The sequence below is a fragment of the Pseudonocardia lacus genome (genome assembly GCF_018531445.1).
Taxonomy (GTDB): domain Bacteria; phylum Actinomycetota; class Actinomycetes; order Mycobacteriales; family Pseudonocardiaceae; genus Pseudonocardia; species Pseudonocardia lacus.
In genome coordinates this window covers 1-25,139 of record NZ_JAHDTH010000084.1, presented here as the reverse complement: position 1 = coordinate 25,139, position 25,139 = coordinate 1, and the positions used below count along the sequence as shown (strand labels likewise).

Genomic DNA, 25,139 nt, shown 5'->3' with positions numbered 1-25,139 from the left:
CCGCGAGCCGGCCCAGGACCGGGCGCTGGTCATGGCGATCGTCAACCGCACGCCCGACTCGTTCTACGACCGCGGCGCCGCCTTCGCCGACGACGCCGCGATGGCCAGGGTCGACGCGGTCGTCGCCGAGGGCGCCGACATCGTCGACATCGGCGGGGTGAAGGCCGGTCCCGGCCCCGAGGTCGACGTGGCCGAGGAGATCCGCAGGGTGGTGCCGTTCGTGGCGGCCGTGCGCGACCGCCACCCGGACGTCGTCATCAGCGTCGACACCTGGCGCTCCGAGGTGGGCAGGCTCGCCGTGGCCGAGGGCGCCGACCTGCTCAACGACACCTGGGCCGGGCACGACCCCGGCCTGGGCGAGGTCGCGGCGGAGGCGGGCGTCGGCATCGTCTGCTCGCACACCGGGGCGGCGCGGCCGCGCACCCGCCCGCACCGCGTCCGCTACGCCGACGTCGTCGCCGACGTGGTCGCCGACGTGTGCGGGCAGGCCGAACGGCTGGCGGCGCTGGGCGTGCCCCGCGAGGGGATCCTGATCGACCCCACCCACGACTTCGGCAAGAACACCTTCCACGGCCTGGCCCTGCTGCGCCACTGCGCCGACCTCGTCGCCACCGGCTGGCCGGTGCTGATGGCCCTGTCGAACAAGGACTTCGTCGGCGAGGCGCTGGGCGTGGCGGCCGTCACCGACCGGCTGGAGGGCACCCTGGCGGCCACCGCGCTGGCCGCCGCGGCCGGGGCGCGGATCTTCCGGGCCCACGAGGTGACCGCCACCCGTCGTACCGTGGACATGGTCGCGGCGATCACCGGCACCCGTCCCCCCTCGCGGACGGTGCGCGGGTTGGCCTGACCCCCGGCAGCGCGGCCGGTCCCCAGACCGGACGAGCAGCCAGGAGTGCCCATGGACGCCGTGACCGAGCAGTGGTTCGCCCGCCGCACGTGGCAGGAGCCCGCGTGGACCGTCGACGAGCTCGTGGCCGCCAAGGCGGGCCGCCGGGTGTCGGTGGTGCTGCCGGCGCTGGACGAGGAGGCGACGGTCGGCGCGATCGTCGCCGCCATCGCCCCGCTGACCCGGGGCGCCGTCCCGCTGGTCGACGAGCTGGTGGTGATGGACTCCGGCTCCACCGACCGCACCGTCGAGGTGGCCGCGGCGGCCGGCGCGCGCGTCGTGCTGCGCACCGACGTGCTCCCCGACCTGGAACCGCGCCCGGGCAAGGGCGAGGTCCTGTGGCGCTCGCTGGCCGCCACCACCGGCGACGTCGTCTGCTACATCGACTCCGATCTGGTCGACTTCGACCCCGGCTTCGTCCCCGCCCTGCTCGGCCCGCTGCTCGTCGAGTCCGGGGTCGAGCTGGTCAAGGGCTTCTACCGGCGCCCGCTGCGGCTGGAGACCACCCAGGCCGACACCGGCGGCGGCCGGGTCACCGAGCTGCTGGTCCGCCCCCTGCTGGCCGCGCTGCGCCCCCAGCTGGCCGGCATCGTGCAGCCGCTGGGCGGCGAGTACGCCGGCACCCGGGCGCTGCTGGAGTCGGTGCCGTTCGCGGCCGGCTACGGGGTGGAGATCGGCCTGCTGCTCGACACCTTCGAGCGAACCGGGATCGACGCCATCGCCCAGGTCAACCTCGGGGTGCGCAAGCACCGCAACCGGTCGCTGGTGCAGCTCGGCGCGATGGCGCGGCAGATACTGGCCGCGGCGCTGGGGCGGTTGGGCGTGCCGGACGCCGGCGGGGCGCTGGTGCAGTTCCTGCAGGTCGACGGCGAGTGGCTGCCGACCTCCACCCCCGTCGCCGTGGCCGACCGCCCCCCGATGCGCGACGTCCTGGTCCGCTGACGGGCGCTCGGCCGCGCGGGTGGCGGGTGGCGCCATCCGGGTGGCGCCGGGCGCGGCGCCCGCGCCGGCTCGTCGGGTCCCCGTGGTGAGATGAACACCGTGGGTACGGCGTTGATCTACCTCCTGGTCATCGCGGCCGTCGCGGCGGCGGTCTTCGGGCTGTCCGCGCTCGTGTTCGGGCGCGGGGAGGAGCTCGCCCCGCTGCCCCCCGGCGCCACCCCCACCCGGCTGCCGGCCGGCGAGGTCCACGGCCGCGACGTGCGCGAGCTGCGCTTCCAGCAGGTCCTGCGCGGCTACCGGATGGACGAGGTCGACTGGGCACTCGGCCGCCTCGCCGACGAGCTCGACCGCGGCGCACTCGAACGGGCCGAGCTGGTCGCGCGGGTGCGGGAGCTGGAGTCCTCGGTGGGCGCCGAGCGCAGCGCGGCGGTCAACGGCACCACGAGCGGCGCCCGAGCGGGAGAGGAGGGCGAGGGGTGAGCGCACGCTCCGAGATCACCGTCACCGTCGACGTCGGCGCGCCCGCCGCGGCCGTCTGGGACGCCGTCACCGACTGGCCCGGCCAGGGCCGCTGGATGCTCGGCACCCGCGTCGCGGTCGACGGGCCGGGCGACGGGCGCCACCTCGGGGCCCGGATGACGGCGGTCACCGGCGTCGGCCCGGTCGGGGTCGCCGACCGGATGGAGATCGTGGAGTGGGAGCCGCCGCGCCGCTGCGTCGTGCGCCACCTGGGCCGCGTCATCCGCGGCGAGGGGGTGTTCGAGGTGGCGGAGCTGGGGCCCGGGCGGTCGCGGTTCATCTGGTCGGAGCTGCTCGACCTGCCGCTGGGCGCACTCGGCCGGCTGGGCTGGCCGCTCGTGCGGCCGGCGATGCGCTGGGGCGTGCGGTACTCCCTGCGCCGGATGGCCCGCCAGGTCGAGGCGGAGCGGGAGGAGCGGCGTGGCTGAGCGGGAGCGGTGCGCCTGGGCGACCAGCGCCCCCGAGTACATCGCCTACCACGACGACGAGTGGGGCCGGCCCCTGCGCGGGGTCACGGCGCTGTTCGAGCGGCTGAGCCTGGAGGCCTTCCAGTCGGGGCTGTCCTGGCTGGTCATCCTGCGCAAGCGGGCGGCGTTCCGGGCCGCGTTCGCCGGGTTCGACCCGGCGGCGGTGGCCGCGTTCGGCCCGGTCGACGTCGAGCGCCTGCTCGGCGACGCCGGCATCGTCCGCAACCGGGCCAAGATCGACGCGACCATCGCCAACGCCCGCCGGGTGCTCGACCTCGACGTCCCGCTCGACGAGCTGCTCTGGTCGTTCGCGCCCGACCCGGCCACCCACCGCCGGCCCACCGGAATGGGCGACGTCCCGGCCACGACCGCGGAGTCCACCGCGATGGCCCGCGAGCTCAAGCGCCGCGGGCTGCGCTTCGTCGGCCCGACCACGTGCTACGCCCTCATGCAGGCCACGGGCATGGTGGACGACCACATCCAGGGGTGTTGGCGCGCAGCGACCTAGTGGTCGCACAGGGTGAACACTTCGGCGAGTTGATCGCTCCCGCTTCGCCCGCGTCCGGCTGATGGGGAAAGATGTTCGCAGCATCCCCGCCGCGCGCTCTCCCCGCGTTGCGGCACCCTGCAACGACGATGGAGGAGGCAGGAGATGGCGGCGATGAAGCCCCGGACCGGTGACGGTCCCCTGGAGGTGACCAAGGAGGGTCGGGGCATCGTGATGCGCGTTCCCCTCGAGGGCGGTGGCCGGCTGGTCGTCGAGATGTCGGCCGAGGAGGCCAGCGACCTCGGCGACGCCCTCAAGGCCGCTGCCGGCTGAACGACCCGTACGACACGTTAACGGCACCCTCGCGCGGTTCGTCCGCGCGGGGGTGCCGTTCGCATTCCCCGGCAGGTCGGGGGTCGGTTCGACGGCGGGGTGGGTCAGGCGTGGACGGTGCGACGGTCGTCCAACTGCACGACCTCGATCGCCACCGATCCGCACGCGCAGCGGCGGTAGCGCACCCACCCCTCGGACGTGTGGTGGGTCGAGAGCACGGCGCCCTCGCTCGTCGGCCATCCGCACCGCGCGCAGGACGCTGCCGCGGGCTCCTCCCGGTAAGCTGTGTTCACGCTTCACATCTTACATCCATCGGCGCCCGGAGTAATTGTTAAATGGACTTCATCGGTTACCGCAGCGACGCGCTCGGAGCCGCCGTCGCGCTGGTGAACGCCATCTCGCGGACCCGCGGCGAGCCGGCCGACGACAAGCCGGCCCCCGACCGCATGCGCGCGGTGCTGCGGGAGGCCAACTACGTGGCCGCACGGGCGCCCGCCTCGGTCGAACCGGCCATGCGGGCCTGGGCGCGCAGGCTGCGCACCGTCTTCGACGCCCCCGACGTCGACGCCGCCGCTGCCGCGGTCAACGGGCTGCTGGCCGACGTCACCGTCGAGCCGCACCTGTCCGGCCACGACGGCCGGCCCTGGCACCTGCACTACTCGCCGCCCGAGGCCGACCTCGTCGAGCGGGTCCGGGCCACCACGGCCATCGCGCTGGCCATGCTGGTGTCCGAGTACGGCGTCGACCGGCACGGCCGGTGCGCGGCCGAGGGCTGCGAGCGGGTCTTCGCCGACACCTCCCGCAACGCCGCCCGCCGCTACTGCTCCGGCCCCTGCGCCAACCGCTCGGCCGTCGCCGCCCACCGCGCCCGGGCCAAGGGCCGCGCGTGAGGCACTACGGCACCAGCTCCCGGTAGATGTCCACGGTCCGCGCCGCCGCCTGCTCCCAGGCGAACTCGCGCACCGCGCGCTCCCGGCCGGCCGCCCCCATCGCCGCGGCGCGGGCCGGGTCGGCGAGCAGCGAGTTGACCGCGGCCGCGAGCCCGGAGCGGAACTCGTCGACCCCGTGCTCGTCGAAGTGCACCAGCAGGCCCGTCTCGCCGTCGGCCACCACCTCGGGGATGCCGCCGACGTCGGAGGCCACGACCGCGGTGGCGCAGCCCATCGCCTCCAGGTTCACGATGCCCAGCGGCTCGTACACCGACGGGCACACGAACACCGTCGCCGCCGACAGGATCTGGCGCACGTCGGCCGTGGGCAGCATCCCGCGCACCCACACGACGTGCGGGCGGGCCGCGCTCAGCTCGGCCACCGCCTTCTCGGTCTCCTCGGCGATCTCGCGGGTGTCCGGGGCGCCCGCGCACAGCACGATCTGCGCGTCCGGGTCGATGTCGTGGGCCGCGGCCACCAGGTGGCCCACGCCCTTCTGCCGGGTGATGCGGCCGACGAACACCACGCTCGGCCGGTCGGGGTCGATGCCGGCGCGCACGACGGCGTCGCGGGCCGGGTCCGGGTGGTAGAAGCCGGTGTCGATGCCGTTGTGCACGACGTGCACGCGGGCCGCGTCCAGCGCCGGGTAGCAGTCCAGCACGTCGCGGCGCATGCCCTCGCTGACCGCGATGACGGCGTCGGCCGACTCGTAGGCCGTGCGCTCCACCCACGACGAGAGCCGGTAGCCGCCGCCGAGCTGCTCGGCCTTCCACGGCCTGCGCGGCTCCAACGAGTGCGCGGTGACGACGTGCGGGACCCCGTGCAGCACCTTCGCCAGGTGCCCGGCCATGTTGGCGTACCAGGTGTGCGAGTGGGCCAGGTCGACGCCCTCCAGCGCGGCCACCATCGACAGGTCGACGCCCAGCGTCTGCAGCGCCGGGTTGGCCTCGTCCAGCGCCGGCGGCGGCTGGTAGGCGTGCACGGCGATCCCCGGCGGCGACGGGCGGGCCTCGCCGAAGCAGTGCACCTGGACGTCGACCAGCCCGGCCAGGGCCGGCGCCAGGTACTCGACGTGCACCCCCGCCCCGCCGTAGACGTCCGGGGGGAACTCTCGGGTCAGCAGGCCGATCCGCACGAGGCGACGGTAGTCCGTGGAGGGCGTCACGAGTGGGTTTACCCGCACCGCGTTCGCCCACCCGACACCCGTTCCGTGTGGCCGAGCCCCGGCGCGGCGCACTAGGGTCGGCCAGGTGACGACGCTGCCGAGCGGTGCGGGTCCCGCGGACACCGCGGTGGGCACGATGGGCCCCGCCGTGCTGGAGTGGTACGCATGACCGGCGCCCGGACCACCGTCGCACTGCCGCAGGGCTTCTCGGCCAACGTGCTGGGCATCGTGCTCGCCGGTGGCGAGGGCAAGCGGCTCTGGCCGCTCACCGCCGACCGGGCCAAGCCCGCGGTGCCCTTCGGCGGCAACTACCGGCTCATCGACTTCGTGCTGTCGAACCTGGTCAACGCCGGCCTGCACCGCATCTGCGTGCTCACGCAGTACAAGTCGCACTCGCTGGACCGCCACATCTCCACCACGTGGCGGCTGTCCAGCGTGCTGGGGCAGTACATCACCACGGTGCCGGCCCAGCAGCGCCTCGGCAGGCGCTGGTACACCGGCAGCGCCGACGCGATCTTCCAGAGCCTCAACCTCGTCTACGACGAGCACCCCGACTACATCGCCGTCTTCGGCGCCGACCACGTCTACCGCATGGACCCCAGCCAGATGCTGGCCCAGCACGTGGCCAGCGGCGCGGGCGTCACCGTGGCCGGCATCCGGGTCCCCCGGGCCGAGGCCAAGGCGTTCGGCGTCATCAACTCCGACGCCGACGGGCACATCTCCGAGTTCCTGGAGAAGCCCTCCGAACCGCCCGGCACGCCGGATGACCCGGACGTGACGTTCGCCTCGATGGGCAACTACATCTTCACCACCGAGGCCCTGCTCGACGCCCTGCGCGCCGACGCCGAGGACGACGACTCCGACCACGACATGGGTGGCGACATCATCCCGCGCATGGTCAGCCAGGGCGACGCGAACGTCTACGACTTCGCCGACAACGTCGTCCCCGGCGCCACCGACCGCGACGCCGGCTACTGGCGCGACGTCGGCACCCTCGACGCCTACTACGAGGCCCACACCGACCTCGTCTCGGTCCACCCGATCTTCAACCTCTACAACGAGCGCTGGCCCATCCGCACGGCCTCCGCCCCGCTGCCCCCCGCCAAGTTCGTCGAGGGCGGCATCGCCCAGGACTCCATCGTCGGCGCCGGCACCATCATCTCCGGCGCGATCGTCCGCCGGTCGGTGATCAGCCCGAACGTCCGCATCGAGGCCGGCGCCGAGGTCTCCGACTCGGTCGTCCTGCCCGGCACCCGGGTCGGGCGGGGCGCGGTCGTCCGCGGGGCGATCCTGGACAAGAACGTGATGGTGCCCGACGGCGCCCTGGTCGGCGTCGACCTCTCGCTCGACCGCGCCCGCTACACGGTCAGCCAGGGCGGCGTCGTGGTGATCGGCAAGGGCGCCACCGCGCTCTGACCCTGCGTGTGCGCGGGGTCAGGTCTTCTTGACGGCGGCCAGCAGGCCGTTGCCCAGGGGGAGCAGCATCGGGACCAGGCGGTCGTCGCTGCGGACCTGGCGCGCGGCCTCGCGGAGCAGGACCGGGGCGGGGGCGTCCGAGTCGGCGGGCGGGGGGCCGGTGACCAGGGCGTGGTTCAGCACCACGATCCCGCCGTTGCGCAGCAGCCGCACGGCCTCGTCGAGGTAGCGGGGGTGGTCGGCGGGGTCGGTGTCGACGAAGACGAGGTCGTAGCCGCCGTCGGTGAGCCGGGGCAGGACGTCCAGGCCCAGGCCGTTGATCAGCCGCAGCCGGGACGGCCCGTGACCGCCCGCCGTGAACGCCCTGCGGGCGACCCGCTGGTACTCCGGGTCGATGTCGATGGAGGTGAGGACGCCGTCGGGGGTCATGCCGCGCAGCAGCCACAGCCCGCTGACGCCGGCCCCGGTGCCGATCTCGACGACCGCTCTCGCGTTGATCGTGGCGGCGAGGAAGCGCAGGCCGGCGCCGGCACCCGGGCCCACCGGGGTGCTGCCGAGCTGGGTGGCGGCGTCGCGCGCGGCGAGCAGCACCTCGTCCTCGGCGAGGTAGTCCTCGGTGTGGTCGCGCAACGACCACGGGTCGACGGACCCGTCCGGATGGCCGGTCATGGTCGAAGGCTACTGCCCGGTCCCGCCGGGACCCGCGCAACCTGGCCCGATCGGGCGCGGCCGGTCTTCACAGGTTCCTCTCAGACGGTTCTCACGCTCCCATCACCGGGAAAGGGCACTCTGATGGCATCGGTCGGGGTCGTCGACCGGTGGGGGGACGGGAACAACAGTGGCCGGCCCTTCGTTCGGCGGATGGCACGACCCGCTGCAGGAGGTGCGACCCAGGATGATCGAGGGCCCTGTCGCGGCGCCGAACGGCGTCGTGTTGCCCGGCGATGACGCCGAATGGACGCCGCCGAGCTGGGACGAGGTCGTCCGGGACCACGCCGACCGCGTCTACCGCCTCGCCTACCGCCTCACCGGCAACCCGCACGACGCCGAGGACCTCACCCAGGAGACGTTCGTCCGGGTGTTCCGCTCGTTGGCGTCCTACCGGCCCGGCACGTTCGAGGGCTGGCTGCACCGGATCACCACGAACCTCTTCCTGGACATGGTCCGCAGGCGCTCGCGCATCCGCATGGAGGCGCTGCCCGACGACTCCGACCGCATCCCGGGCCTGGGCCCGGAGCCCGAGCAGGTCTTCTCCGACACCCACCTCGACCCGATGCTGCAGGCCGCGCTCGACGAGCTGCCCCCCGAGTTCCGGGCCGCCGTCGTGCTGTGCGACGTGGAGGGCCTGTCGTACGAGGAGATCGGCGCCACCCTCGGGGTGAAGCTCGGTACCGTGCGCAGCAGGATCCACCGCGGCCGCGCCGCGCTCCGGGCGGCGCTGGAGCGCCACCGCGCGGCGGCCGCGAGCGGGTCCGGCCAGTTCGAGCAGCCGCAGCTGGAGGAGGTACGCGGGTGAGCGAGGGGCGTTGGCGGATCACGGTCTCGGCCCCCGACTGGGGCGTCGACCACCTGAGCCTCGACGCGGTCGTCGCCTTCGTCGACGACGAGCTCGACCCGGGCCCCCGTGAGCGCGCCACCCGCCACGCCGCGAGCTGTCGCGAGTGCGCGGCGCAGGTCGTGGCGCAGACGCAGGCCCGGGTGGCCCTGCGCACCGCCGCCGGTCCGCAGCTGCCGTCGTCGCTGCTGTCATCGCTGCGGTCCATCCCGCAGCACGCCGACCTCCCCGCCGCCCCCGACCTGGCGATGAGCGAGGACGGCCAGATCGTGGCCAGGGCCCGCCCCGAGCGGTCGGCCATCCGGTCCCGGTCCGCGGAGCTGCCCGTCCAGCGGGTGGCGCGGGCCGAGGCCGAGGACGAGGAGCCCGTCCCGCCGGCCGGCCTCGACGGGCGCGAGGCGCCCGAGCACGGCAGGCGCCGCCCGGTGCCGCGCCGCCTGCGGCTCGGCACCGGTGTCGCGGTGTCCGGTCTCGCGCTCGGCGCGCTCGCCTTCGGCGCCGGTGCCGCCGGTTCCCCGTCGACGCCCGCCCCCGCACCGGAGCGCGGCGTGCTGGGCGGTCCCGTGGTGGGTGCCGGTCTGGTCGACGCCCGGCTGCGGGTCGGCACCCAGTCCTCCCGCGGCGAGATCGCGCCCGACGGCGGGCGCGACGTGCCCGGTCCGCTCGGGCCGTTGCGCGCCATCTGGTAGCTACGCGGACTTCACCGCCCCTGCGGCAGGGTTGTCGCCATGACGGAGTGGGAGTCCGGTGAGCCCCCGCGGCTGGGCCCCCGCCCGCTGGAGCGCCCCGCCGTCGACCCGCGCAGCGAGGCCGTCTTCGGCCGGCCCGACGGGGTCGACGGGGCCTTCGCCGCGACCCGTTCCCGCACACCCGCCCGGGCCACCTCCTCGGCCCCGCCCCCGCCCGCCGCGCTGGCCAGCGCGTTCGGCCGGCCCGAGGACACGACGGTCGACCTGCAGCGTCCCCCGTCCACGAACGGCTCCACCGCGCCCCGGCCCGAGCCGCTGTGGGCGGGCGACACCGCCGACCCCTGGCGCGACCCGGAGAGCACCGTCGGCCTCGGCCCGCCGGCGACCACCGCGCCCGAGTCGACGCCCACCCGCGACGAGGGCGCCCGGCTCAGCGTCCGCGACGTGCTGTTCGGTCGGCGGGTGCACCCGCGCGCCCTGGCCGTGCTCGCCCTGCTCGCGCTGGCCGTGGGGGCGCTCGGCGGGCTGGTCGGCCGGTACACCGCGGAGGGCGCGGCCAGCCTGACCACCCCCGACCCGACCATCGCCGAGGCGGTCGCGGCCAAGGAGCGCCCGGCCGGGTCGGTGGCCGACATCGCCGCGCGCACCGTGCCGGCCGTCGTGTCGATCGAGATCCGGGTGGGCGAGGAGGCCGGCACCGGCTCCGGCGTGGTGATCGACCCCGCCGGCTACATCCTGACCAACAACCACGTGATCGCCCCGGCGGCCGAGGCCAGCGGCGCGCAGGTGGAGACCGTCTTCCACGACGGCACCCGCAGCGCCGCCCAGATCGTCGGGCGCGACCCGAAGACCGACCTCGCCGTGATCAAGGTCGAGGTGGCCAACCCGGTCGTCGCGTCCCTGGGCACCGTCGCCGACCTCGCCGTCGGCGACGGCGTGCTCGCCATCGGCTCCCCGCTGGGCCTGGTCGGCACGGTCACCGACGGCATCGTCAGCGCGCTCGACCGGCCCGTCCGGCTCGACGCCGCCGGCACCGACTCCAACGCGGTCATCGACGCCATCCAGACCGACGCCGCCATCAACCCCGGCAACTCCGGGGGCCCGCTGGTCGACGCCACCGGCGCCGTGGTGGGCATCAACACCGCCATCCGCAGCCTGGGCGACGGCGAGAGCGGCGGGTCGATCGGGCTGGGCTTCGCCATCCCGATCGACGACGCCCGGGGCATCGCCGAGGAGCTCATCCGCACCGGCAAGGTCGTGCACGCCGAGATCGGCATCAACGCCCGCTCGGTCAGCGACAGCACCACCGACGGAGCCCAGGTCCAGAACGTCCAGCAGGGCGGGGCGGCGGCGCTGGCCGGCGTCGTCGAGGGCGACGTGATCGTCCGGGTGGGGGAGCGCAGCATCGCCGGCGCCGACGAACTCGTCGTCGCGGTGCGCGAGCGCAACCCGGGCGACGTCGTCCCGGTCGAGCTGATCCGCGAGGGTCGCCCGCTGACCGTTTCGGTCACGCTCACCTCCGACTGACGACCGGAACGGGCGACACACGGGGGGCGCACACCGAGCTGACGTAGTCTGGCCGGGTGTTCGACAGCGTGGGCTGGGGCGAGATCGTCGTACTGATCGTGGCCGGCCTGTTCATCCTCGGGCCGGAGCGGCTGCCCGACGCCGCGGCGTGGCTCGGGCGCACGATCCGACAGGTCCGCGAGTACGCGACCGGTGCCCGCGACCAGCTGAAGGGCGAGCTGGGTCCGGAGTTCGACGAGCTGCGCAAGCCGCTGGAGGAGCTGCGCGGGCTGCGCAACTTCAACCCGCGCACGGCCGCCACCAACGCCCTGTTCGGCGACGACCCGGCGGAGAAGCCCAACGGTCACGCCCCGGGTGCGGGCCCCGACCTGTCCAAGGGCACGAAGGGCACCAACGGCACGGCGTCGTCGGGCGGGCCCTCGCTCACCAAGCCCGCGGCGCAGCCGAAGCTGGAGAAGGGCGAGCGGCCCCCGATCGACCCCGACGCCACCTGAGTTCGGTCAGGGCCGTCACCGCGTGGGCCGGGCCCGGTGGTGCTCGGTGACCTGCTGGAACGCGTGCGCGGCGGCCAGCACCGCGGCGTCGGCGTGCCGGGGCCCGACGATCTGCAGCCCGATCGGCAGGCCGTCGGCGGTGAAGCCGCACGGCACCGAGGCGGCAGGCTGCTGGGTCATGTTGAACGGGTAGGTGAACGGCGTCCACGACGTCCAGCGGTCCGTCATCCGGTCCGGCGGCGCGTCGCGCCCGGCCTCGAACGCCGGGATGGGCATGGTCGGTGTGAGCAGCAGGTCGTGGCGCAGGTGGAAGGCCCCCATCCGGGCGCCGAGGTCGTTGCGCACGGCCATGGCGTCCAGGTAGGTCACCGCGCTGACGTCCGCGCCGATCTCGGCCGCCGCGACCAGCCCGCGGTCGATGTGGTCGCGGTGGCGCTGCAGGAGCGGCCCGACCACGGCGGCCGCACCGGCGAACCACAGCAGCTGGAACGCCTCGATGGGGTCGTCGAATCCGGGGTCGGCCGGTTCGACGGTGGCGCCCAGCCCGCCGAACACCCCGGCGGCGGCGGCGACCGCGGCGGCCACCTCGGGGTGCACGTCGACGTGGCCGAGGGCGGGGCTGAACGCGATCCGCAGGCCGGCGACGCCATCGGCCAGCTGCGGGGCGGCCGGTCGGGCCGGGGCCAACGCCCACGCGTCGCGCGGGTCGGCCCCGGAGACCACGTCGAGCAGCAGCGCGGCGTCGGCCGCCGTCCTGGTCATCGGGCCGACGTGCGACAGCGTGCCGAACGGGCTCGCCGGGTACAGCGGCACCCGGCCGTAGGTGGGCTTGAGCCCGGTGATCCCGCTGAACGAGGCCGGGATGCGCACCGAGCCGCCGCCGTCGGTGCCCAGGCTGAGCGCCCCCATGCCGAGGGCGACGGCCGCGGCGCTGCCCCCCGACGAGCCGCCGGGGGTGCGCGAGTGGTCCCACGGGTTGCGGGTGACGCCGGTCAGCGGGGAGTCGGTGACGCCCTTCCAGCCGTACTCAGGGGTCGTGGTCTTGCCCAGCAGCACGGCGTTCGCCTCGCGGAGCCGGGCCACCGCCGGGGCGTCGACGTCGAGGTAGGCGCGCGGGTCGGTGCTGTGCGAGCCACGCCGGGTCGGCCAGCCCTTGGTGACCAGCAGGTCCTTGATCGACGTGGGCACGCCGTCGAGCCCGCCGCGCGGCTCACCGGCTCGCCAGCGCTGCTCCGACCCGCGCGCCGCCGCCAGCGCGCCCTCCTCGTCGACCAGGCAGAACGCGTTGACCCGGCCGTCGAGCTCGCGGATGCGGTCGAGCGCGGCGGACGTGGCCTCGACGGGGGAGAACGCGCCCTCCCGGTAGCCGGCGAGCAGGTCGACCGCCGTCAGGTCCGCGAGCTCGCTCATGCACTACCTCCGTGGGAGCCGGCGACGTGATCACCGTAACGCCGGCCCGGCACGGGGGTCAGCGGCGAACGGGCGTGATGTTCAGGCTCATGCCGGCCAGGCCGCGGGCCCGGGTGGTGAGCCGGTCGGACACCGCCTGCAGCGCCTTGGCGCTGGCCGACCCCGGGTCGGCCAGCACGATGGGCGTGCCGGCGTCGCCGCACTCGCGCAGCTTCGGCTCCAGCGGGATCTGCCCGAGCAGCGGCACGGGCGCGCCCAGCGCCCTGGTCAGCGAGTCGGCCACGGTCTGGCCGCCGCCGGCGCCGAACACCTCCATGCGGGTGCCGTCGGGCAGCTCCATCCAGGACATGTTCTCGACCACGCCGGCCAGCCGCTGGCGGGTCTGCAGCGCGATCGATCCCGCCCGCTCGGCGACCTCCGCCGCGGCCTGCTGGGGGGTCGTCACGACCAGCAGCTCGGCGTTGGGCACCAGCTGGGCGGTGGAGATGGCGATGTCGCCGGTGCCCGGGGGCAGGTCGAGCAGCAGCACGTCCAGGTCGCCCCAGAAGACGTCGGCCAGGAACTGCTGCAGCGCCCGGTGCAGCATCGGGCCGCGCCAGACGACCGCCTCGTTGCCCGGCGTGAACATGCCGATCGAGATGACCTTCACGTCGTGCGCCTGCGGCGGCATGATCATGTCGTCGACCCTGGTGGGCCGGGCCGTCACGCCGAGCATGCGCGGCACGGAGTGGCCGTAGATGTCGGCGTCGACCACGCCCACCGACAGCCCCTTGGCCGCCATCGCCGCGGCCAGGTTGACCGTCACCGAGGACTTGCCGACCCCGCCCTTGCCCGAGGCCACGCAGTAGACGCGGGTGAGCGAGCCGGGCTGGGCGAACGGGATGACCGGCTCGGCGGAGTCACCGCGCAGGCTGCGCCGCAGCTCGGTGCGCTGCTCGTCGCTCATCACGTCGAGCGTCACGCCGACCGAGCTGACGCCGGCCACGGCCGAGACGGCCTCGGTGACCCGCTTGGTGATCGTGTCGCGCATCGGGCAGCCCGCCACGGTCAGGAAGACCGCCACCTCCGCGCGGCCCTGCGGCGAGACGGCCACGCTCTTGACCATGCCCAGCTCGGTGATCGGCTTGCGGATCTCCGGGTCGTCGACGGTGGCGAGGGCGGCGTGCACCGCCTGCTCGATGGTGGTCGTCTGACCGGTGGTGGACATGGGTGCCTTCCTGCAGCGCCGGGGGTGGATCCCGCCGCCCATGCTACGTCCGTGCCGGTGTCGGACTCGTTCCGTAGCATCCTGCGATGTGACGCACACCGCCGCGCCAGCGGACGTGCCCGGAACGCCTACTCGGCGTGCCGTGCCGACCCGCGCCCAGCTCTCCTCATGGCGCACGTTCCTGCGCGCCCACGCCCTGGTGATCCGGGCGCTGGAGACCGAACTGATCGCCGAGCAGAACATCTCGCTGGCCGCGTACGACGTGCTGGTCCAGCTGGTGGAGGCGCCCGGGCACCGGCTGCGGATGACCGAGCTGGCCGACGCGGTGCTGCTGTCCCGCTCGGGGGTCACCCGGCTGGTCGACCGGCTGGAGAAGGCTGGCCTGGTGTCGCGTTGCCCGGTCGCGGGCGACGGGCGCGGCGTGGCCGCGGAGATCACCGAGGCGGGGGTCAACCGGCTGCGCACGGCGTCGCGCACGCACCTGACCGGTGTCATGCGCCACTTCGTCGACCCGCTCGACGACGACATCGACGAGCTGGAGCGGATCACTCGTCGGCTGGCCGACTGACCCGCTGCCGCACCGGCCGTTCGTCCAGCTTCACGGCGAGCTTGTCCAGCTCGCCGCGCAGGTAGTCGCGGGTGGCCACCTCGCCGATCGCGATCCGCAGCGCGGCCAGCTCGCGGGCCAGGTACTCGGTGTCGGCCTTGGTGCGCTCGGCGCGCCTGCGGTCCTCGTCCAGGGAGATCCGGTCGCGGTCGTCCTGGCGGTTCTGGGCCAGCAGGATCAGCGGCGCGGCGTAGGCGGCCTGGGTGGAGAAGGCCAGGTTCAGCAGGATGAACGGGTAGGGGTCCCAGCGCAGCGACACCGCGACCAGGTTCACCGCGATCCACACGATGACGATCACGGTCTGGATGGCCAGGAACCGCCCGGTGCCCATGAACCGGGCGACCTTCTCGGACAGCCGGGCGAACCAGTCCGGGTCGACCTCGAACCGGGTGCGGCCCAGGTGCGGCTGGTCGAGCCGGCGGTTGGTGGTGTTCTCAGGCATCGCCCGCTCCGCTCCGCCCGAGGGTGCTGGTGCGCGGGGCGTCCTGCGGCTCGGCGATCTCCTGCTCGACGACGACCCGCTCCGCCTCGTCGGTGCCGTCGTCGGGCTCGGTGAGCCGGTCGCGCCAGTCGACCGGCAGCAGGTGGTCGAGCACGTCGTCGACGGAGACGGCGCCCAGCAGGTGGTCCTCGGTGTCCACGACGGGGCCGGCCACCAGGTTGTAGGCCGCGAAGTAGCGGGTCACCTCGCCGAGCGTCGCGTCCGGCGACAGCCGCGGCAGCTCGGTGTCGACGACGCCGGCGACCAGCTCGAACGGGGCCTCCCGGAGCAGCCGCTGGGCGTGCGCGCAGCCCAGGTAGCGGCCGGTGGGCGTCAGGGACGGCGCCCGGCAGACGAACACCATGCTGGCCAGCGCGGGCGGGATGTCGGGGTTACGAATGCGGGCCAGCGCCTCGGCCACCGTGGCGTCCGGGCGCAGGATGATCGGTTCGGGGGTCATCAACCCGCCCGCGGTGCGCGGCGCGTAGCTCATCAGCCTGCGCACCGGCTCGGACTCGCCGGGCTCCATCAGCGCCAGCAGCGCGTCGGACTCGATGTCGGGCAGCTCGTGCAGCAGGTCGGCGGCGTCGTCGGGCGACATGGCCTCCAGCACGTCCGCGGCCCGCTCGTCGTCGAGGTGGCGGAGCAGCACGCGCTGGTCGGACTCGGAGAGCTCCTCGAAGACGTCGGCCAGCCGCTCGTCGTCGAGCGCGTGCACGACCTCGAGTCTGCGCTTCTCGGGCAGCTCGACCAGCGCGGCGGCGACGTCGGCCGGGCGCATCGTCTCGAACACCGACAGCAGCCCGGCGGTGCCCTGGCGGTCGGACAGCGTGAGCCCGGTGACCGCCCGCCACGGCAGCACCTGCACCTGCCCGCGGCGGGAGAACCCGTGCCGGCGGGCCCGCACGGCCAGCCGGCTGACGATCCAGTCGCGCGAGCGGGTCTGCTCGATGGCGGCGTCGACGACGATGTTCTCCGCGCCGGTCTCGACCAGCCGGACCGGGGCGTCGAGCAGTTGCCCGACCAGCAGCGTCTCGTTGGGCCGCTCGGCGAAGCCGCGCAGGCTCACCGAACCGGTGGCCAGCGTCACCGCCGAGCGGTCGATCGCCGCGACCCGCAGCATCGGCACGAAGATCCGCCGCCGGGTGACCATCTCGACCACCACGCCGAGCACGCGCGGCGGGCTGGAGTCGACGCGCAGGGTCGCGACCAGGTCGCGGACCCGGCCGATGCGCTCGCCGTCGGGGCCGAAGACGTCCAGGCCCACCAGTCGCGCCACGAAGATGAGGTCGGCACCCATCCCTGCTCCCTCCGCGGTCGTCGGTGACCAGACTAGGTCACCGTGGCAGATGTCGATCATGATCGCCGGGCGGCGGAGACCGGGTGTGCCCGTCCGGGCGCTCGATTACCGTCCGCTCCATGACGGGGCTGCGCTACGAGATCGTCGACGTGTTCACCGACCGGGTCTACGCCGGCAATCCGCTCGCCGTGGTGCACGGAGGTACCGACCTGTCCACGGCGCAGATGCAGGCGGTGGCCAAGGAGTTCAATCTCTCCGAGACGACCTTCGTGCTGCCGCCGACCACCCCCGACGCCGACTACCGGTTGCGCATCTTCACGCCGGGCTCGGAGCTGCCCTTCGCCGGCCACCCGAGCGTCGGGTCGGCGTGGGCGCTGGCCGCCGCCGGTCTGATCAGGACCGGTGCCGTGGTCCAGGAGTGCGGGGCCGGGCTGCTGCCCGTCCGGGTGGACGCCGAGGGCGCCCGGGTGAACGGCGGGGCGCCGCAGGTCGGCCGCGCCCTCGACGGCGCCGCCTTCGCCGCGGCGGTGGGCCTGACCATCGACGACCTCGACCCCGCCGTACCGCCCGGGGCCGCGGCCGCCGGGGTCCGGTACGCGTTCGTCCCCGTCCGTCCGGACGCCGTGGCCCGCTGCGAGGTCGACCCGGCCGGGCTGCGCCGCGCGCTCGCGGCCGCCGACCTCGGCGGCAGCCCCGGCGTCCACGTCGTGTCCTTCGACCGGGAGCGCTCCCACGCGCACGCGCGCATGTTCGCCCCCGAGGTCGGGGTGGTCGAGGACCCGGCCACCGGCTCGGCCGCCGTGGCCCTGGCGGTGTTCCTGGTCGACCGCGGCCTGCTGCCGGCCGACGGGGGGTCGGCGTTCACCGTCGAGCAGGGCATCGAGATGGGCCGGCCGTCGCGGATGGACGTCACGGTGCGGGCCGAGGCGGGAGCCGCGGTCGAGACGTCCGTCGGCGGCCGGGCGGCCCTGGTCGCGCGGGGTGAGCTGGTGGCGCTGCCCTGACCGCGTGATCGGAAGTTGCGTGGGATACCACGCGTAAGGTTCTCTGACGGCGACGCGTGGCCCCGGTGGTTGAGAAACTACTCACGCCGGGTCCCACGGGCGGCGCGACCGTGCCAGCATCGTGGCACTCAGTGCCGCTGCCGATCTCGACGAGGAGTCCGCCGTGTCGACCCAGCTCCGCCCGCGCCGATCCTGCATGGCCGTCCCCGGCTCCAACCAGAAGTTCATCGACAAGGCCCGCACGCTGCCGGTCGACCAGTTCTTCCTGGACCTGGAGGACGCCTGCGCGCCGCTGGCCAAGCCGGGCGCGCGCAAGACGATCGTCGCGGCGCTGAACGAGGGCGGCTGGGGCGACAAGCTGCGCGTGGTGCGGGTCAACGACTGGACCACCGAGTGGACCTACCGCGACGTCACCGAGGTCGTGGAGGGTGCGGGCGCCAACCTCGACGCGATCATGCTGCCCAAGGTGCAGACGCCCGAGCAGGTCGTCGCGCTCGACCTGCTGATGACCCAGATCGAGAAGGCGCTCGGCTACGAGGTCGGCCGGATCGGCATCGAGGCGCAGATCGAGAACGCGCTCGGCCTGACCAACGTCAACGCCATCGCGGCCGCCTCGCCCCGGGTCGAGACGATCATCTTCGGCCCGGCCGACTTCATGGCCTCGATCAACATGAAGTCGCTGGTGGTCGGGGAGCAGCCGCCCGGCTACGACGTCGGCGACGCCTACCACCACATCCTGATGAGCATCCTGATGGCGGCCCGCGCGCACGGCAAGCAGGCCATCGACGGGCCGTACCTGCAGATCAAGGACGTCGAGGGCTACAAGCGGGTGGCCGGGCGGTCGGCGGCGCTGGGCTTCGACGGCAAGTGGGTGCTGCACCCCGGCCAGATCGAGGCGGCCAACGAGGCGTACTCGCCCTCGCAGGCCGACTACGACCACGCCGAGAACATCCTCGACGCCTACGAGTGGTTCACCTCCGAGGCCGGCGGCAAGCGGGGCGCGGCCATGCTCGGCGACGAGATGATCGACGAGGCCAGCCGCAAGATGGCGCTGGTGATCTCGGGCAAGGGCCGGGCGGCGGGCATGACCCGCGGCGAGAAGTGGGCCCCGCCGCAGGACTGAAGGCCCGCCACCCCGCTGCTGCCCCGCTCACCAGGAGGAACGCATGGCCCGCCTCGCCCAGACCGCCGGTCTGACCGACATCCAGCAGGAGATCCTCGCCACCGTCCGCACGTTCGTGGACAAGGAGATCCTCCCGCACGCGAACGCGCTCGAGCACGACGACGCCTACCCGCAGGACATCGTCGACGGGATGAAGGAGATGGGCCTGTTCGGGCTCACCATCCCGGAGTCCTACGGCGGCCTCGGCGAGTCGCTGCTGACCTACGCGCTCGTTGTGGAGCAGATCGCGCGCGGCTGGATGAGCGTCTCCGGTGTGATCAACACCCACTTCATCGTGGCCTACATGCTCACCCACCACGGCACCGACGAGCAGAAGCAGAAGTACCTGCCGTCGATGGCCACGGGGGAGACCCGCGGGTCGTTCTCGATGTCCGAGCCCGACCTCGGCTCCGACGTCGCGGCGATCTCGACGCGCGCGGTGCAGGACGGCTCGGGTCCGGACGCCGACTTCGTCATCGACGGCGCCAAGATGTGGCTGACCAACGGCGGCACCTCCAACCTCACCGCCGTGCTGGTGAAGACCGACGAGGGCTCCGACCGCGCGCACAAGAACCTGACGGCGTTCCTGGTCGAGAAGCCCGTCGGTTACGGCGAGGTCAGCCCCGGGCTGACGATCCCCGGCAAGATCGACAAGATGGGCTACAAGGGCGTGGACACCACCGAGATGGTGTTCAGCGGGTTCCGCGTCCCGGCCGGGCAGATCCTCGGGGGGCAGCGGGGCGCCGGGTTCGCCCAGATGATGGACGGCATCGAGGTCGGCCGGGTCAACGTGGCCGCGCGGGCCTGCGGCATCTCCATCCGGGCGTTCGAGCTCGCCGTCGAGTACGCCCAGCAGCGCAAGACGTTCGGCAAGCCCATCGCCGAGCACCAGGCCATCGCGTTCAAGCTCGCCGAGATGGCCACCAAGGTCGAGGCGGCGCACCTGATGATGACCAACGCCGCCCGGCTCAAGGACTCCGGCCAGCGCTTCGACGTCGAGGCCGGCATGGCGAAGCTGCTGGCCAGCGAGTACTGCGCCGAGGTCACCCAGGACGCGTTCCGCATCCACGGCGGCTACGGCTACTCCAAGGAGTACGAGATCGAGCGGCTCATGCGCGAGGCGCCGTTCCTGCTCATCGGCGAGGGCACCAGCGAGATCCAGAAGACGATCATCAGTCGGGGCCTGCTGAAGGAGTACCGCTCGCGCTGAGGGGCACTTTCCTCGCACGTGTGACGATCGTCCGGTTCGGGCACCCTCGTGCTGGTCAGGACGTTGTCACGTTAGGTTGTGGGCGCGGTTGGTCCGGGTGGGAGCCCGGGGCGCCCGCACACGACGAGGAGGCCCCCGTGAGCACACCGTTCGGCGGGCCCGCGCGCAGCGCGCCCGGCCTGCCCAATCTCCCGACCCCGCCCTCGGGCTGGCCGGTCGGTTCCTACGCGACCTACGAGGAGGCCCAGCGCGCCGTCGACCACCTCGCGGACGAGGACTTCCCGGTCCGCGACGTGACGATCGTCGGCGTCGACCTGATGCTCGTCGAGCGCATCGTCGGCCGCCTGACCTGGGGTCGCGTGCTGGTGTCCGGGGCGGCTTCGGGCGCCTGGTTCGGCTTGTTCGTCGGCCTGCTGCTGGGCCTGTTCAGCTCGTCGGGCTCCGGCTTCGGCCCGATCCTGGTCGGCCTGGCCAGCGGCATCGTGTTCGGCCTGGTGTTCGCCGCGGTCGGCTACGGCGCCTCGCGCGGGCGCCGCGACTTCACCTCGGCGAGCCAGATGGTCGCCGGCCGCTACGACGTGCTCTGCCAGCCGCGCAACGCCGAGAAGGCCCGCGAGCTGCTCGCCAAGCTGGCCATGGGGACGGGCACCTCCTCCCTCTGACGGCGCACGGCGGTTGCCACGTGTTCTGCGTCACTCCATGATTCCCCTCTGAATACGCGCTCAACTTCGCCGGTGGATCTTCGTTTCCGCCGAGCGGGCGAGTGGTGCGTGCGGTACGACTGACGATCGCGAGCACATGTGATCGCTCGGCTCGCCGGAGGCGGAGGAGGGGAGCGCATGGGGCACCAACGTCGACGCCATCGTGTGTCGGCCATAGGGATGGTCGTCGCGGCGGTGACGGCACTCGCCGGGTGCGGGCAGGGGGAAGCGGGCCCGCCGAACCTCGTCTGGTACACCAACCCCGACTCGGGCGGCCAGGAGGAGATCGCCGCCCGCTGCACCGAAGCAGCGGGCGGCCGCTACACGATCAGCATCTCGGTGCTGCCGCGGGAGGCCTCCGAGCAGCGCCAGCAGCTGGTCCGCAGGCTCGCGGCCAACGACTCCTCCATCGACCTGATGAGCCTCGACCCGCCCTACATCCCCGAGCTCGCCCAGGCCGGCTTCCTGGCCCCGGTGCCCCCGGACGTGGCCCAGCGGACCACCGAGGGCGTGGTGCAGAGCGCCGTCGAGGGCGCCACCTGGGACGACCAGCTGGTCACCATCCCGTTCTGGGCCAACACCCAGCTGCTCTGGTACAAGAAGTCCGTGGCCCAGGCCGCCGGGCTGGACATGAGCCGGCCGGTCACCTGGGACCAGCTGGTCGAGGCGGCGACGTCGCAGGACACCCAGATCGCCGCGCAGGGCAGGCGCGCCGAGTCCCTCGTGGTCTGGCTCAACGCCCTGATCGAGTCCGCGGGCGGCGCGGTGATCGCGCAGACCGCCGACCGGCCGGAGGACATCCAGCTCGGCCTCGAATCGCCGGAGTCCCAGCGGGCCACCGAGGTCATGCGGGAGGTCGCCACCAGCGGCGCCGTCGGCCCCGCGTTCACCACCGCCGGTGAGGACGAGGGCGCCTCGTCCTTCGAGTCCGGCGCGGCCGCGTTCATGGTCAACTGGCCGTTCGTGTGGCCCCGCGCGACCAGCGGCGTCGAGGGCGGCACTCTCGACCAGGCCGTCGTCGACGACTACGGCTGGGCTCTCTACCCGCAGGTCGACGAGGGCAGGCCGAGTGCGCCGCCCTACGGCGGCATCAACATCGGTGTGGGGGCGTTCAGCAACCACACCGACCTGGCCTACAACGCCATCGAGTGCATCACCTCGGAGGAGAACCAGGCCTACTACTTCACCACCAACGGCAACCCGGCCTCGCGCCTGGCCGTCTACGAGGACCCCGCGGTCATCGAGGCCTTCCCGATGGCCCCGGTCATCGCGCAGTCCCTGGAGCAGGCGGCGCCGCGCCCGCAGACCCCGTACTACAGCGAGGTCTCCGGCAGCCTCCAGCGCATCTACCACCCGCCGACCGCGGTGGCCCCGGGAACGACCGAGCCCGCCGCCGCCGAGCTGATCCGCGCCGTCCTGTCCGGGGAGGAACTGCTGTGACCACCACCGTTCCCCCGTCCGTCGGCGCCGCCGCGGACACCCCCGCGACCCCGCCCGGGTTGAGCGACCGGGTCCGCGCCGAGCGCAGGCTGGGCTGGATGCTGGCCGGCCCGGCGTTCGCGGTGATGCTGCTCGTCACGGCGTACCCGATCGTGCAGGCCGTCTACGACTCGCTGTTCTCCTACCGGCTCACCGACCCGGGCAACAGCAGCTTCGTCGGCCTGGAGAACTACTGGGTCGTGCTCACCGACGCGCTGTGGTGGCAGTCCTTCGGGGTCACGGCGCTGATCACCGTCATCACCGTCGCGGTGGAGCTGGTGCTCGGGTTCGCGCTCGCCCTGGTCATGCTCAAGGCGCTCAAGGGGCTGCGGCCGATCCTGCGGGCGGCGATCCTGCTGCCCTACGCGATCATCACGGTGGTCTCGGCGTTCGCCTGGCAGTTCGCCTTCGACCTCACCTCCGGCTTCGTCAACAGCTGGTTCGCCTGGGTACCGGGGATCTCCGCCGACACCGACTGGTTCGGCGGCTTCGGCTCGTCGCTGCTGGTGATCTGCCTGGCCGAGATCTGGAAGACCACGCCGTTCATCTCGCTGCTGCTGCTGGCCGGGCTCGCCCAGGTGCCCGACGTGCTGCAGGAGGCCGCCCAGGTCGACGGGGCCACCTGGTGGCAGCGGATGTGGAAGGTCACCATCCCGAACATGAAGGCCGCGATCATGGTGGCCCTGCTGTTCCGCACGCTGGACGCGTTCCGCGTCTTCGACAGCGTGTTCATCATGACCGCGGGCGCCAACGGCACCGAGACCGTGTCGTTCCTGGCCTACCGCCAGACCATCGCCCGGTTGGAGATCGGGCTCGGCTCGGCGGTGTCGGTGCTGCTGTTCCTGTCGGTCGTGCTGATCGCGTTCGGGTTCATCAAGGGGTTCAAGGTCGACCTGTCGCAGGCCAGGGGGGAGAAGTAGATGTCCCGTCGTACACGAACCTGGTGGATCGTCGCCGGCATCGCGATCATCCTCTACGCGCTCTTCCCGATCGCGTGGATCGTCTCGCTGTCGTTCAAGTCGCCGGCCGACATCGCGAACGGCCAGTTCCTGCCGACCGTCCCGACCTGGGAGAACTACGCGCTCATCATCAGCGGCGACGCGAGCGAGCTCTTCCTGCCCGCCCTGCTGAACTCATTCGGCATCTGCCTCATCGCCACCGCGCTGTCCTGCCTGCTGGCGATGTTCGCCGCCTACGCCATCGCCCGGCTCGACTTCCCCGGCAAGCGGCTGATCCTGTCCACCGCGCTGGCCGTGGCGATCTTCCCGGTGATCTCGATCGTGACGCCGCTGTTCAACCTGTGGCGCCAGATCGGGCTCTACGACACCTGGCCGGGCCTGATCATCCCCTACCTCTCGCTCACGCTGCCGATCTCGATCTGGACGATGTCGGCGTTCTTCCGGGAGATCCCCTGGGAGATGGAGCAGGCCGCGCAGGTCGACGGGGCCACCACCTGGCAGGCGTTCCGCAAGGTGATCGTGCCGCTGGCCGCGCCGGGCGTGTTCACCACCGCGATCATCGCCTTCTTCCTGGCCTGGAACGACTTCATCTACGGGATCTCGCTGACCTCCACCGGGGCCGCGCGACCGGTACCGGCCGCGCTCGGCCTCTTCTCGGGTGCGTCGCAGTTCGAGGACCCCACCGGGGCCATCGCCGCCGCCGCGGTCGTGGTCACCATCCCGGTGATCGTCCTCGTGCTGTTCTTCCAGCGGCGCATCGTCGCCGGTCTGACCAACGGCGCCGTCAAGGGCTGACAGCCCGACCGCCGCATCCCACCGAGCCGGAACCAGGAGATCACCGATGGCTCAGATCGAGATGAAGAACATCGTCAAGAAGTACGGCGACGGCTTCCCGGCCGTGAACGACGTCAGCCTGGACATCGCCGACGGGGAGTTCATGATCCTCGTCGGGCCGTCCGGCTGCGGGAAGTCGACCCTGCTGCGGATGATCGTCGGGCTGGAGGACATCACCAGCGGCGACATGGTCATCGGTGGCACGCGCGTGAACGACAAGGCGCCCCGCGACCGCAACCTCTCGATGGTGTTCCAGAACTACGCCCTCTACCCGCACCTGTCGGTCTACGAGAACATCGCATTCCCGCTGCGGCTGAGCAGGACCCCCGACGACGAGGTCGACCGCCGCGTCAAGGAGGCCGCCTCCGTCCTGGAGCTGCACGAGCACCTGGAGCGCAAGCCGGCCAACCTGTCCGGCGGCCAGCGCCAGCGGGTGGCGATGGGCCGGGCGATCGTGCGCCAGGCCGAGGCGTTCCTGTTCGACGAGCCGCTGTCGAACCTCGACGCCAAGCTGCGCGGGCAGATGCGCACCGAGATCGCCCGGCTGCAGCGCAGGCTGGGCATCACCACCGTCTACGTCACCCACGACCAGACCGAGGCGATGACCCTGGGCGACCGGGTCTGCGTCCTGCGCAAGGGCCTGATCCAACAGGTCGCCTCGCCGCGCGAGCTCTACGAGCAGCCGGTCAACCTGTTCGTGGCCGGCTTCATCGGCTCCCCGCCGATGAACTTCCTGCCGGCCACGGTCGACGGCAACACGCTCGACACCCCGTTCGGGAAGATCGAGCTCGACGAGCGCCGCGCCGCGGCCGTGGCCGGGCGCGACCTGCTCCTGGTCGGCATCCGCCCGGAGTACTTCAACGACGCCTCGTTCGTGGAGGAGGACAAGCGCCGCCACGGCATGACCTTCACCGCCCGCGTGGACGTGAAGGAGTGGCTGGGCGACTCGCAGTTCGCCTACATCCCCTACGAGGCCCCGGACGCGATCCGGGCCAAGCTGGCCGAGCTGTCCCGCGAGCTCGACTCCGAGGCCCTGCGCACCCAGGCGATCGTCTCCATCGACGCCAGCAGCCGCCTGCGGGAGGGCCGCGACGCCGAGTTCTGGGTCGACACCCGCAAGGCGCACGTCTTCGACCCCGAGTCCGGGGAGAACCTCACCCGCGACGAGGAGGCCGGCGCCGAGCTCACCCGGCTCGCCGAGCAGGACCGGGTCGAGCAGACCGAGGACGCTCGCGCCGACCTGCGCACCGACGGCCGCCACGCCGCCGATGCCGACGACACCGACGGCACCGCCGACGCGGCCGACCGCGACCGCCCGTCCGGCGGCGCCCACCGCTCCGGGGCGGTCTGACCGGCCGGTGGGGGGGCGCCCCCCC

Annotated in this window: 28 protein-coding genes; 21 read left to right on the top strand and 7 right to left on the bottom strand. The window is 73.2% G+C overall.

All coding sequences use genetic code 11. The features are described from left to right. Positions 1-31: 31 nt before the first annotated feature. The 6 genes from folP (at position 32) to KIK08_RS18980 (ending at position 3,634) form a co-directional block, all read left to right on the top strand. A complete protein-coding gene (gene folP / locus KIK08_RS19005) occupies positions 32-847 on the top strand; it encodes a dihydropteroate synthase (RefSeq protein WP_214404542.1) in 816 nt (271 codons plus the stop codon). A gap of 51 nt (positions 848-898) precedes the next feature. Further along, complete coding sequence (locus KIK08_RS19000; protein WP_250557316.1) at positions 899-1,828, top strand: glucosyl-3-phosphoglycerate synthase; 930 nt, start codon at positions 899-901, stop codon at positions 1,826-1,828. 99 nt (positions 1,829-1,927) lie between these two features. Continuing rightward, positions 1,928-2,308: a DivIVA domain-containing protein gene (locus KIK08_RS18995; RefSeq protein WP_214404532.1), complete on the top strand. Its 381-nt coding sequence runs from the start codon at positions 1,928-1,930 to the stop codon at positions 2,306-2,308. Next, positions 2,305-2,775 carry an SRPBCC family protein gene (locus tag KIK08_RS18990; protein ID WP_214404531.1) on the top strand — a complete coding sequence of 157 codons (471 nt, stop codon included), beginning with the start codon at positions 2,305-2,307 and terminating at the stop codon, positions 2,773-2,775. Before KIK08_RS18995 ends, KIK08_RS18990 begins: the two co-directional genes overlap by 4 nt. Further along, the gene (locus KIK08_RS18985; RefSeq protein WP_214404530.1) at positions 2,768-3,322 is read left to right on the top strand and encodes a DNA-3-methyladenine glycosylase I; all 555 of its coding nucleotides are present in this window, start codon (positions 2,768-2,770) and stop codon (positions 3,320-3,322) included. The genes KIK08_RS18990 and KIK08_RS18985 overlap by 8 nt, the downstream gene beginning before the upstream one ends. A gap of 144 nt (positions 3,323-3,466) precedes the next feature. Further along, positions 3,467-3,634 carry a DUF3117 domain-containing protein gene (locus KIK08_RS18980; protein WP_075944083.1) on the top strand — a complete coding sequence of 56 codons (168 nt, stop codon included), beginning with the start codon at positions 3,467-3,469 and terminating at the stop codon, positions 3,632-3,634. 104 nt (positions 3,635-3,738) lie between these two features. Here the strand turns inward: KIK08_RS18980 and KIK08_RS18975 are convergent, their stop codons facing one another. After that, positions 3,739-3,927 (bottom strand): hypothetical protein, encoded by a 189-nt coding sequence (locus tag KIK08_RS18975; protein WP_214404529.1) that lies wholly within the window; start codon positions 3,925-3,927, stop codon positions 3,739-3,741. Positions 3,928-3,969: 42 nt separating this feature from the next. Here KIK08_RS18975 and KIK08_RS18970 point away from each other — a divergent pair, with 42 nt between their 5' ends. Further along, positions 3,970-4,524, top strand: a complete 555-nt coding sequence (locus KIK08_RS18970) for a CGNR zinc finger domain-containing protein (RefSeq protein WP_214404528.1) — start codon at positions 3,970-3,972, stop codon at positions 4,522-4,524. A 4-nt stretch (positions 4,525-4,528) separates the two neighbouring features. Here the strand turns inward: KIK08_RS18970 and glgA are convergent, their stop codons facing one another. Next, complete coding sequence (gene glgA / locus KIK08_RS18965; protein ID WP_214404527.1) at positions 4,529-5,698, bottom strand: glycogen synthase; 1,170 nt, start codon at positions 5,696-5,698, stop codon at positions 4,529-4,531. Between the two features lie 195 nt (positions 5,699-5,893). Between glgA and glgC the strand changes: the two genes are divergently transcribed. Then, complete coding sequence (glgC, locus tag KIK08_RS18960) at positions 5,894-7,144, top strand: glucose-1-phosphate adenylyltransferase (protein WP_214404526.1); 1,251 nt, start codon at positions 5,894-5,896, stop codon at positions 7,142-7,144. Between the two features lie 18 nt (positions 7,145-7,162). On the opposite strand, the gene KIK08_RS18955 is transcribed toward glgC, so the two are convergent. Then, positions 7,163-7,813, bottom strand: coding sequence for an O-methyltransferase (locus tag KIK08_RS18955; RefSeq protein ID WP_214404525.1), 651 nt, complete (start codon positions 7,811-7,813; stop codon positions 7,163-7,165). 226 nt (positions 7,814-8,039) lie between these two features. Between KIK08_RS18955 and sigE the strand changes: the two genes are divergently transcribed. From sigE to tatB, 4 genes are read left to right on the top strand one after another with little or no spacing between them, the layout of a single operon-like run. After that, on the top strand, positions 8,040-8,660 hold the full coding sequence (gene sigE / locus KIK08_RS18950) for an RNA polymerase sigma factor SigE (protein ID WP_214404524.1): 621 nt from the start codon (positions 8,040-8,042) through the stop codon (positions 8,658-8,660). Continuing rightward, entirely contained in the window at positions 8,657-9,388 is a 732-nt protein-coding gene (locus KIK08_RS18945) for a zf-HC2 domain-containing protein (protein ID WP_214404523.1), read from the top strand. Before sigE ends, KIK08_RS18945 begins: the two co-directional genes overlap by 4 nt. Positions 9,389-9,427: 39 nt before the next feature. Then, positions 9,428-10,915 (top strand): S1C family serine protease, encoded by a 1,488-nt coding sequence (locus KIK08_RS18940; RefSeq protein WP_214404522.1) that lies wholly within the window; start codon positions 9,428-9,430, stop codon positions 10,913-10,915. 56 nt (positions 10,916-10,971) lie between these two features. Continuing rightward, positions 10,972-11,409, top strand: a complete 438-nt coding sequence (gene tatB, locus KIK08_RS18935) for a Sec-independent protein translocase protein TatB (protein WP_214404521.1) — start codon at positions 10,972-10,974, stop codon at positions 11,407-11,409. 15 nt (positions 11,410-11,424) lie between these two features. Here tatB and KIK08_RS18930 read toward each other — a convergent pair whose 3' ends face one another. Both KIK08_RS18930 and KIK08_RS18925 read right to left on the bottom strand, forming a co-directional pair. Continuing rightward, positions 11,425-12,819, bottom strand: coding sequence for an amidase (locus tag KIK08_RS18930; RefSeq protein WP_214404520.1), 1,395 nt, complete (start codon positions 12,817-12,819; stop codon positions 11,425-11,427). A gap of 58 nt (positions 12,820-12,877) precedes the next feature. Beyond that, a complete protein-coding gene (locus tag KIK08_RS18925) occupies positions 12,878-14,026 on the bottom strand; it encodes an Mrp/NBP35 family ATP-binding protein (RefSeq protein ID WP_214404519.1) in 1,149 nt (382 codons plus the stop codon). Positions 14,027-14,168: 142 nt separating this feature from the next. Here KIK08_RS18925 and KIK08_RS18920 point away from each other — a divergent pair, with 142 nt between their 5' ends. Further along, positions 14,169-14,594, top strand: a complete 426-nt coding sequence (locus tag KIK08_RS18920) for a MarR family winged helix-turn-helix transcriptional regulator (protein ID WP_308257728.1) — start codon at positions 14,169-14,171, stop codon at positions 14,592-14,594. Here KIK08_RS18920 and KIK08_RS18915 read toward each other — a convergent pair. Both KIK08_RS18915 and KIK08_RS18910 read right to left on the bottom strand, forming a co-directional pair. Beyond that, a complete protein-coding gene (locus tag KIK08_RS18915) occupies positions 14,572-15,075 on the bottom strand; it encodes a DUF1003 domain-containing protein (protein WP_214404518.1) in 504 nt (167 codons plus the stop codon). The two genes, KIK08_RS18920 and KIK08_RS18915, sit on opposite strands and share 23 nt — an antisense overlap. After that, entirely contained in the window at positions 15,068-16,414 is a 1,347-nt protein-coding gene (locus KIK08_RS18910) for a magnesium transporter MgtE N-terminal domain-containing protein (protein WP_214404517.1), read from the bottom strand. Before KIK08_RS18910 ends, KIK08_RS18915 begins: the two co-directional genes overlap by 8 nt. A 119-nt stretch (positions 16,415-16,533) precedes the next feature. Here KIK08_RS18910 and KIK08_RS18905 point away from each other — a divergent pair, with 119 nt between their 5' ends. The 8 genes from KIK08_RS18905 to KIK08_RS18870 all read left to right on the top strand — a co-directional run bounded on the left by KIK08_RS18905 (position 16,534) and on the right by KIK08_RS18870 (position 25,114). Further along, positions 16,534-17,418, top strand: coding sequence for a PhzF family phenazine biosynthesis protein (locus KIK08_RS18905; protein WP_214404516.1), 885 nt, complete (start codon positions 16,534-16,536; stop codon positions 17,416-17,418). A 163-nt stretch (positions 17,419-17,581) separates the two neighbouring features. Continuing rightward, positions 17,582-18,541 carry an HpcH/HpaI aldolase/citrate lyase family protein gene (locus KIK08_RS18900; protein WP_214404515.1) on the top strand — a complete coding sequence of 320 codons (960 nt, stop codon included), beginning with the start codon at positions 17,582-17,584 and terminating at the stop codon, positions 18,539-18,541. Positions 18,542-18,584: 43 nt separating this feature from the next. Next, positions 18,585-19,790, top strand: coding sequence for an acyl-CoA dehydrogenase family protein (locus KIK08_RS18895; RefSeq protein ID WP_214404514.1), 1,206 nt, complete (start codon positions 18,585-18,587; stop codon positions 19,788-19,790). Positions 19,791-19,927: 137 nt separating this feature from the next. Then, positions 19,928-20,452 carry a YflT domain-containing protein gene (locus tag KIK08_RS18890; protein ID WP_214404513.1) on the top strand — a complete coding sequence of 175 codons (525 nt, stop codon included), beginning with the start codon at positions 19,928-19,930 and terminating at the stop codon, positions 20,450-20,452. 234 nt (positions 20,453-20,686) lie between these two features. Next, positions 20,687-21,931, top strand: coding sequence for an extracellular solute-binding protein (locus KIK08_RS18885; RefSeq protein WP_308257727.1), 1,245 nt, complete (start codon positions 20,687-20,689; stop codon positions 21,929-21,931). After that, positions 21,928-22,890, top strand: a complete 963-nt coding sequence (locus KIK08_RS18880) for a carbohydrate ABC transporter permease (RefSeq protein ID WP_308257726.1) — start codon at positions 21,928-21,930, stop codon at positions 22,888-22,890. Before KIK08_RS18885 ends, KIK08_RS18880 begins: the two co-directional genes overlap by 4 nt. Continuing rightward, a complete protein-coding gene (locus tag KIK08_RS18875) occupies positions 22,891-23,724 on the top strand; it encodes a carbohydrate ABC transporter permease (RefSeq protein ID WP_214404511.1) in 834 nt (277 codons plus the stop codon). It abuts the gene before it with no gap. A 46-nt stretch (positions 23,725-23,770) separates the two neighbouring features. Beyond that, positions 23,771-25,114, top strand: coding sequence for an ABC transporter ATP-binding protein (locus KIK08_RS18870; RefSeq protein ID WP_214404510.1), 1,344 nt, complete (start codon positions 23,771-23,773; stop codon positions 25,112-25,114). Positions 25,115-25,139: the final 25 nt, after the last annotated feature.

What these genes read in the sequence shown, in the direction of transcription:
- KIK08_RS18980 (WP_075944083.1), top strand. Translation starts at nt 3,467, where the DNA reads ATGGCGGCGATGAAGCCCCGGACCGGTGACGGTCCCCTGGAGGTGACC.
- KIK08_RS18955 (WP_214404525.1), bottom strand. Translation starts at nt 7,813, where the DNA reads ATGACCGGCCATCCGGACGGGTCCGTCGACCCGTGGTCGTTGCGCGAC.
- KIK08_RS18905 (WP_214404516.1), top strand. Translation starts at nt 16,534, where the DNA reads ATGACGGGGCTGCGCTACGAGATCGTCGACGTGTTCACCGACCGGGTC.
- KIK08_RS18930 (WP_214404520.1), bottom strand. Translation starts at nt 12,819, where the DNA reads ATGAGCGAGCTCGCGGACCTGACGGCGGTCGACCTGCTCGCCGGCTAC.
- KIK08_RS18915 (WP_214404518.1), bottom strand. Translation starts at nt 15,075, where the DNA reads ATGCCTGAGAACACCACCAACCGCCGGCTCGACCAGCCGCACCTGGGC.
- KIK08_RS18910 (WP_214404517.1), bottom strand. Translation starts at nt 16,414, where the DNA reads ATGGGTGCCGACCTCATCTTCGTGGCGCGACTGGTGGGCCTGGACGTC.
- KIK08_RS18940 (WP_214404522.1), top strand. Translation starts at nt 9,428, where the DNA reads ATGACGGAGTGGGAGTCCGGTGAGCCCCCGCGGCTGGGCCCCCGCCCG.
- KIK08_RS18875 (WP_214404511.1), top strand. Translation starts at nt 22,891, where the DNA reads ATGTCCCGTCGTACACGAACCTGGTGGATCGTCGCCGGCATCGCGATC.
- KIK08_RS18895 (WP_214404514.1), top strand. Translation starts at nt 18,585, where the DNA reads ATGGCCCGCCTCGCCCAGACCGCCGGTCTGACCGACATCCAGCAGGAG.
- KIK08_RS18970 (WP_214404528.1), top strand. Translation starts at nt 3,970, where the DNA reads ATGGACTTCATCGGTTACCGCAGCGACGCGCTCGGAGCCGCCGTCGCG.
- sigE (WP_214404524.1), top strand. Translation starts at nt 8,040, where the DNA reads ATGATCGAGGGCCCTGTCGCGGCGCCGAACGGCGTCGTGTTGCCCGGC.
- folP (WP_214404542.1), top strand. Translation starts at nt 32, where the DNA reads ATGGCGATCGTCAACCGCACGCCCGACTCGTTCTACGACCGCGGCGCC.
- KIK08_RS19000 (WP_250557316.1), top strand. Translation starts at nt 899, where the DNA reads ATGGACGCCGTGACCGAGCAGTGGTTCGCCCGCCGCACGTGGCAGGAG.
- KIK08_RS18870 (WP_214404510.1), top strand. Translation starts at nt 23,771, where the DNA reads ATGGCTCAGATCGAGATGAAGAACATCGTCAAGAAGTACGGCGACGGC.
- glgC (WP_214404526.1), top strand. Translation starts at nt 5,894, where the DNA reads ATGACCGGCGCCCGGACCACCGTCGCACTGCCGCAGGGCTTCTCGGCC.
- KIK08_RS18925 (WP_214404519.1), bottom strand. Translation starts at nt 14,026, where the DNA reads ATGTCCACCACCGGTCAGACGACCACCATCGAGCAGGCGGTGCACGCC.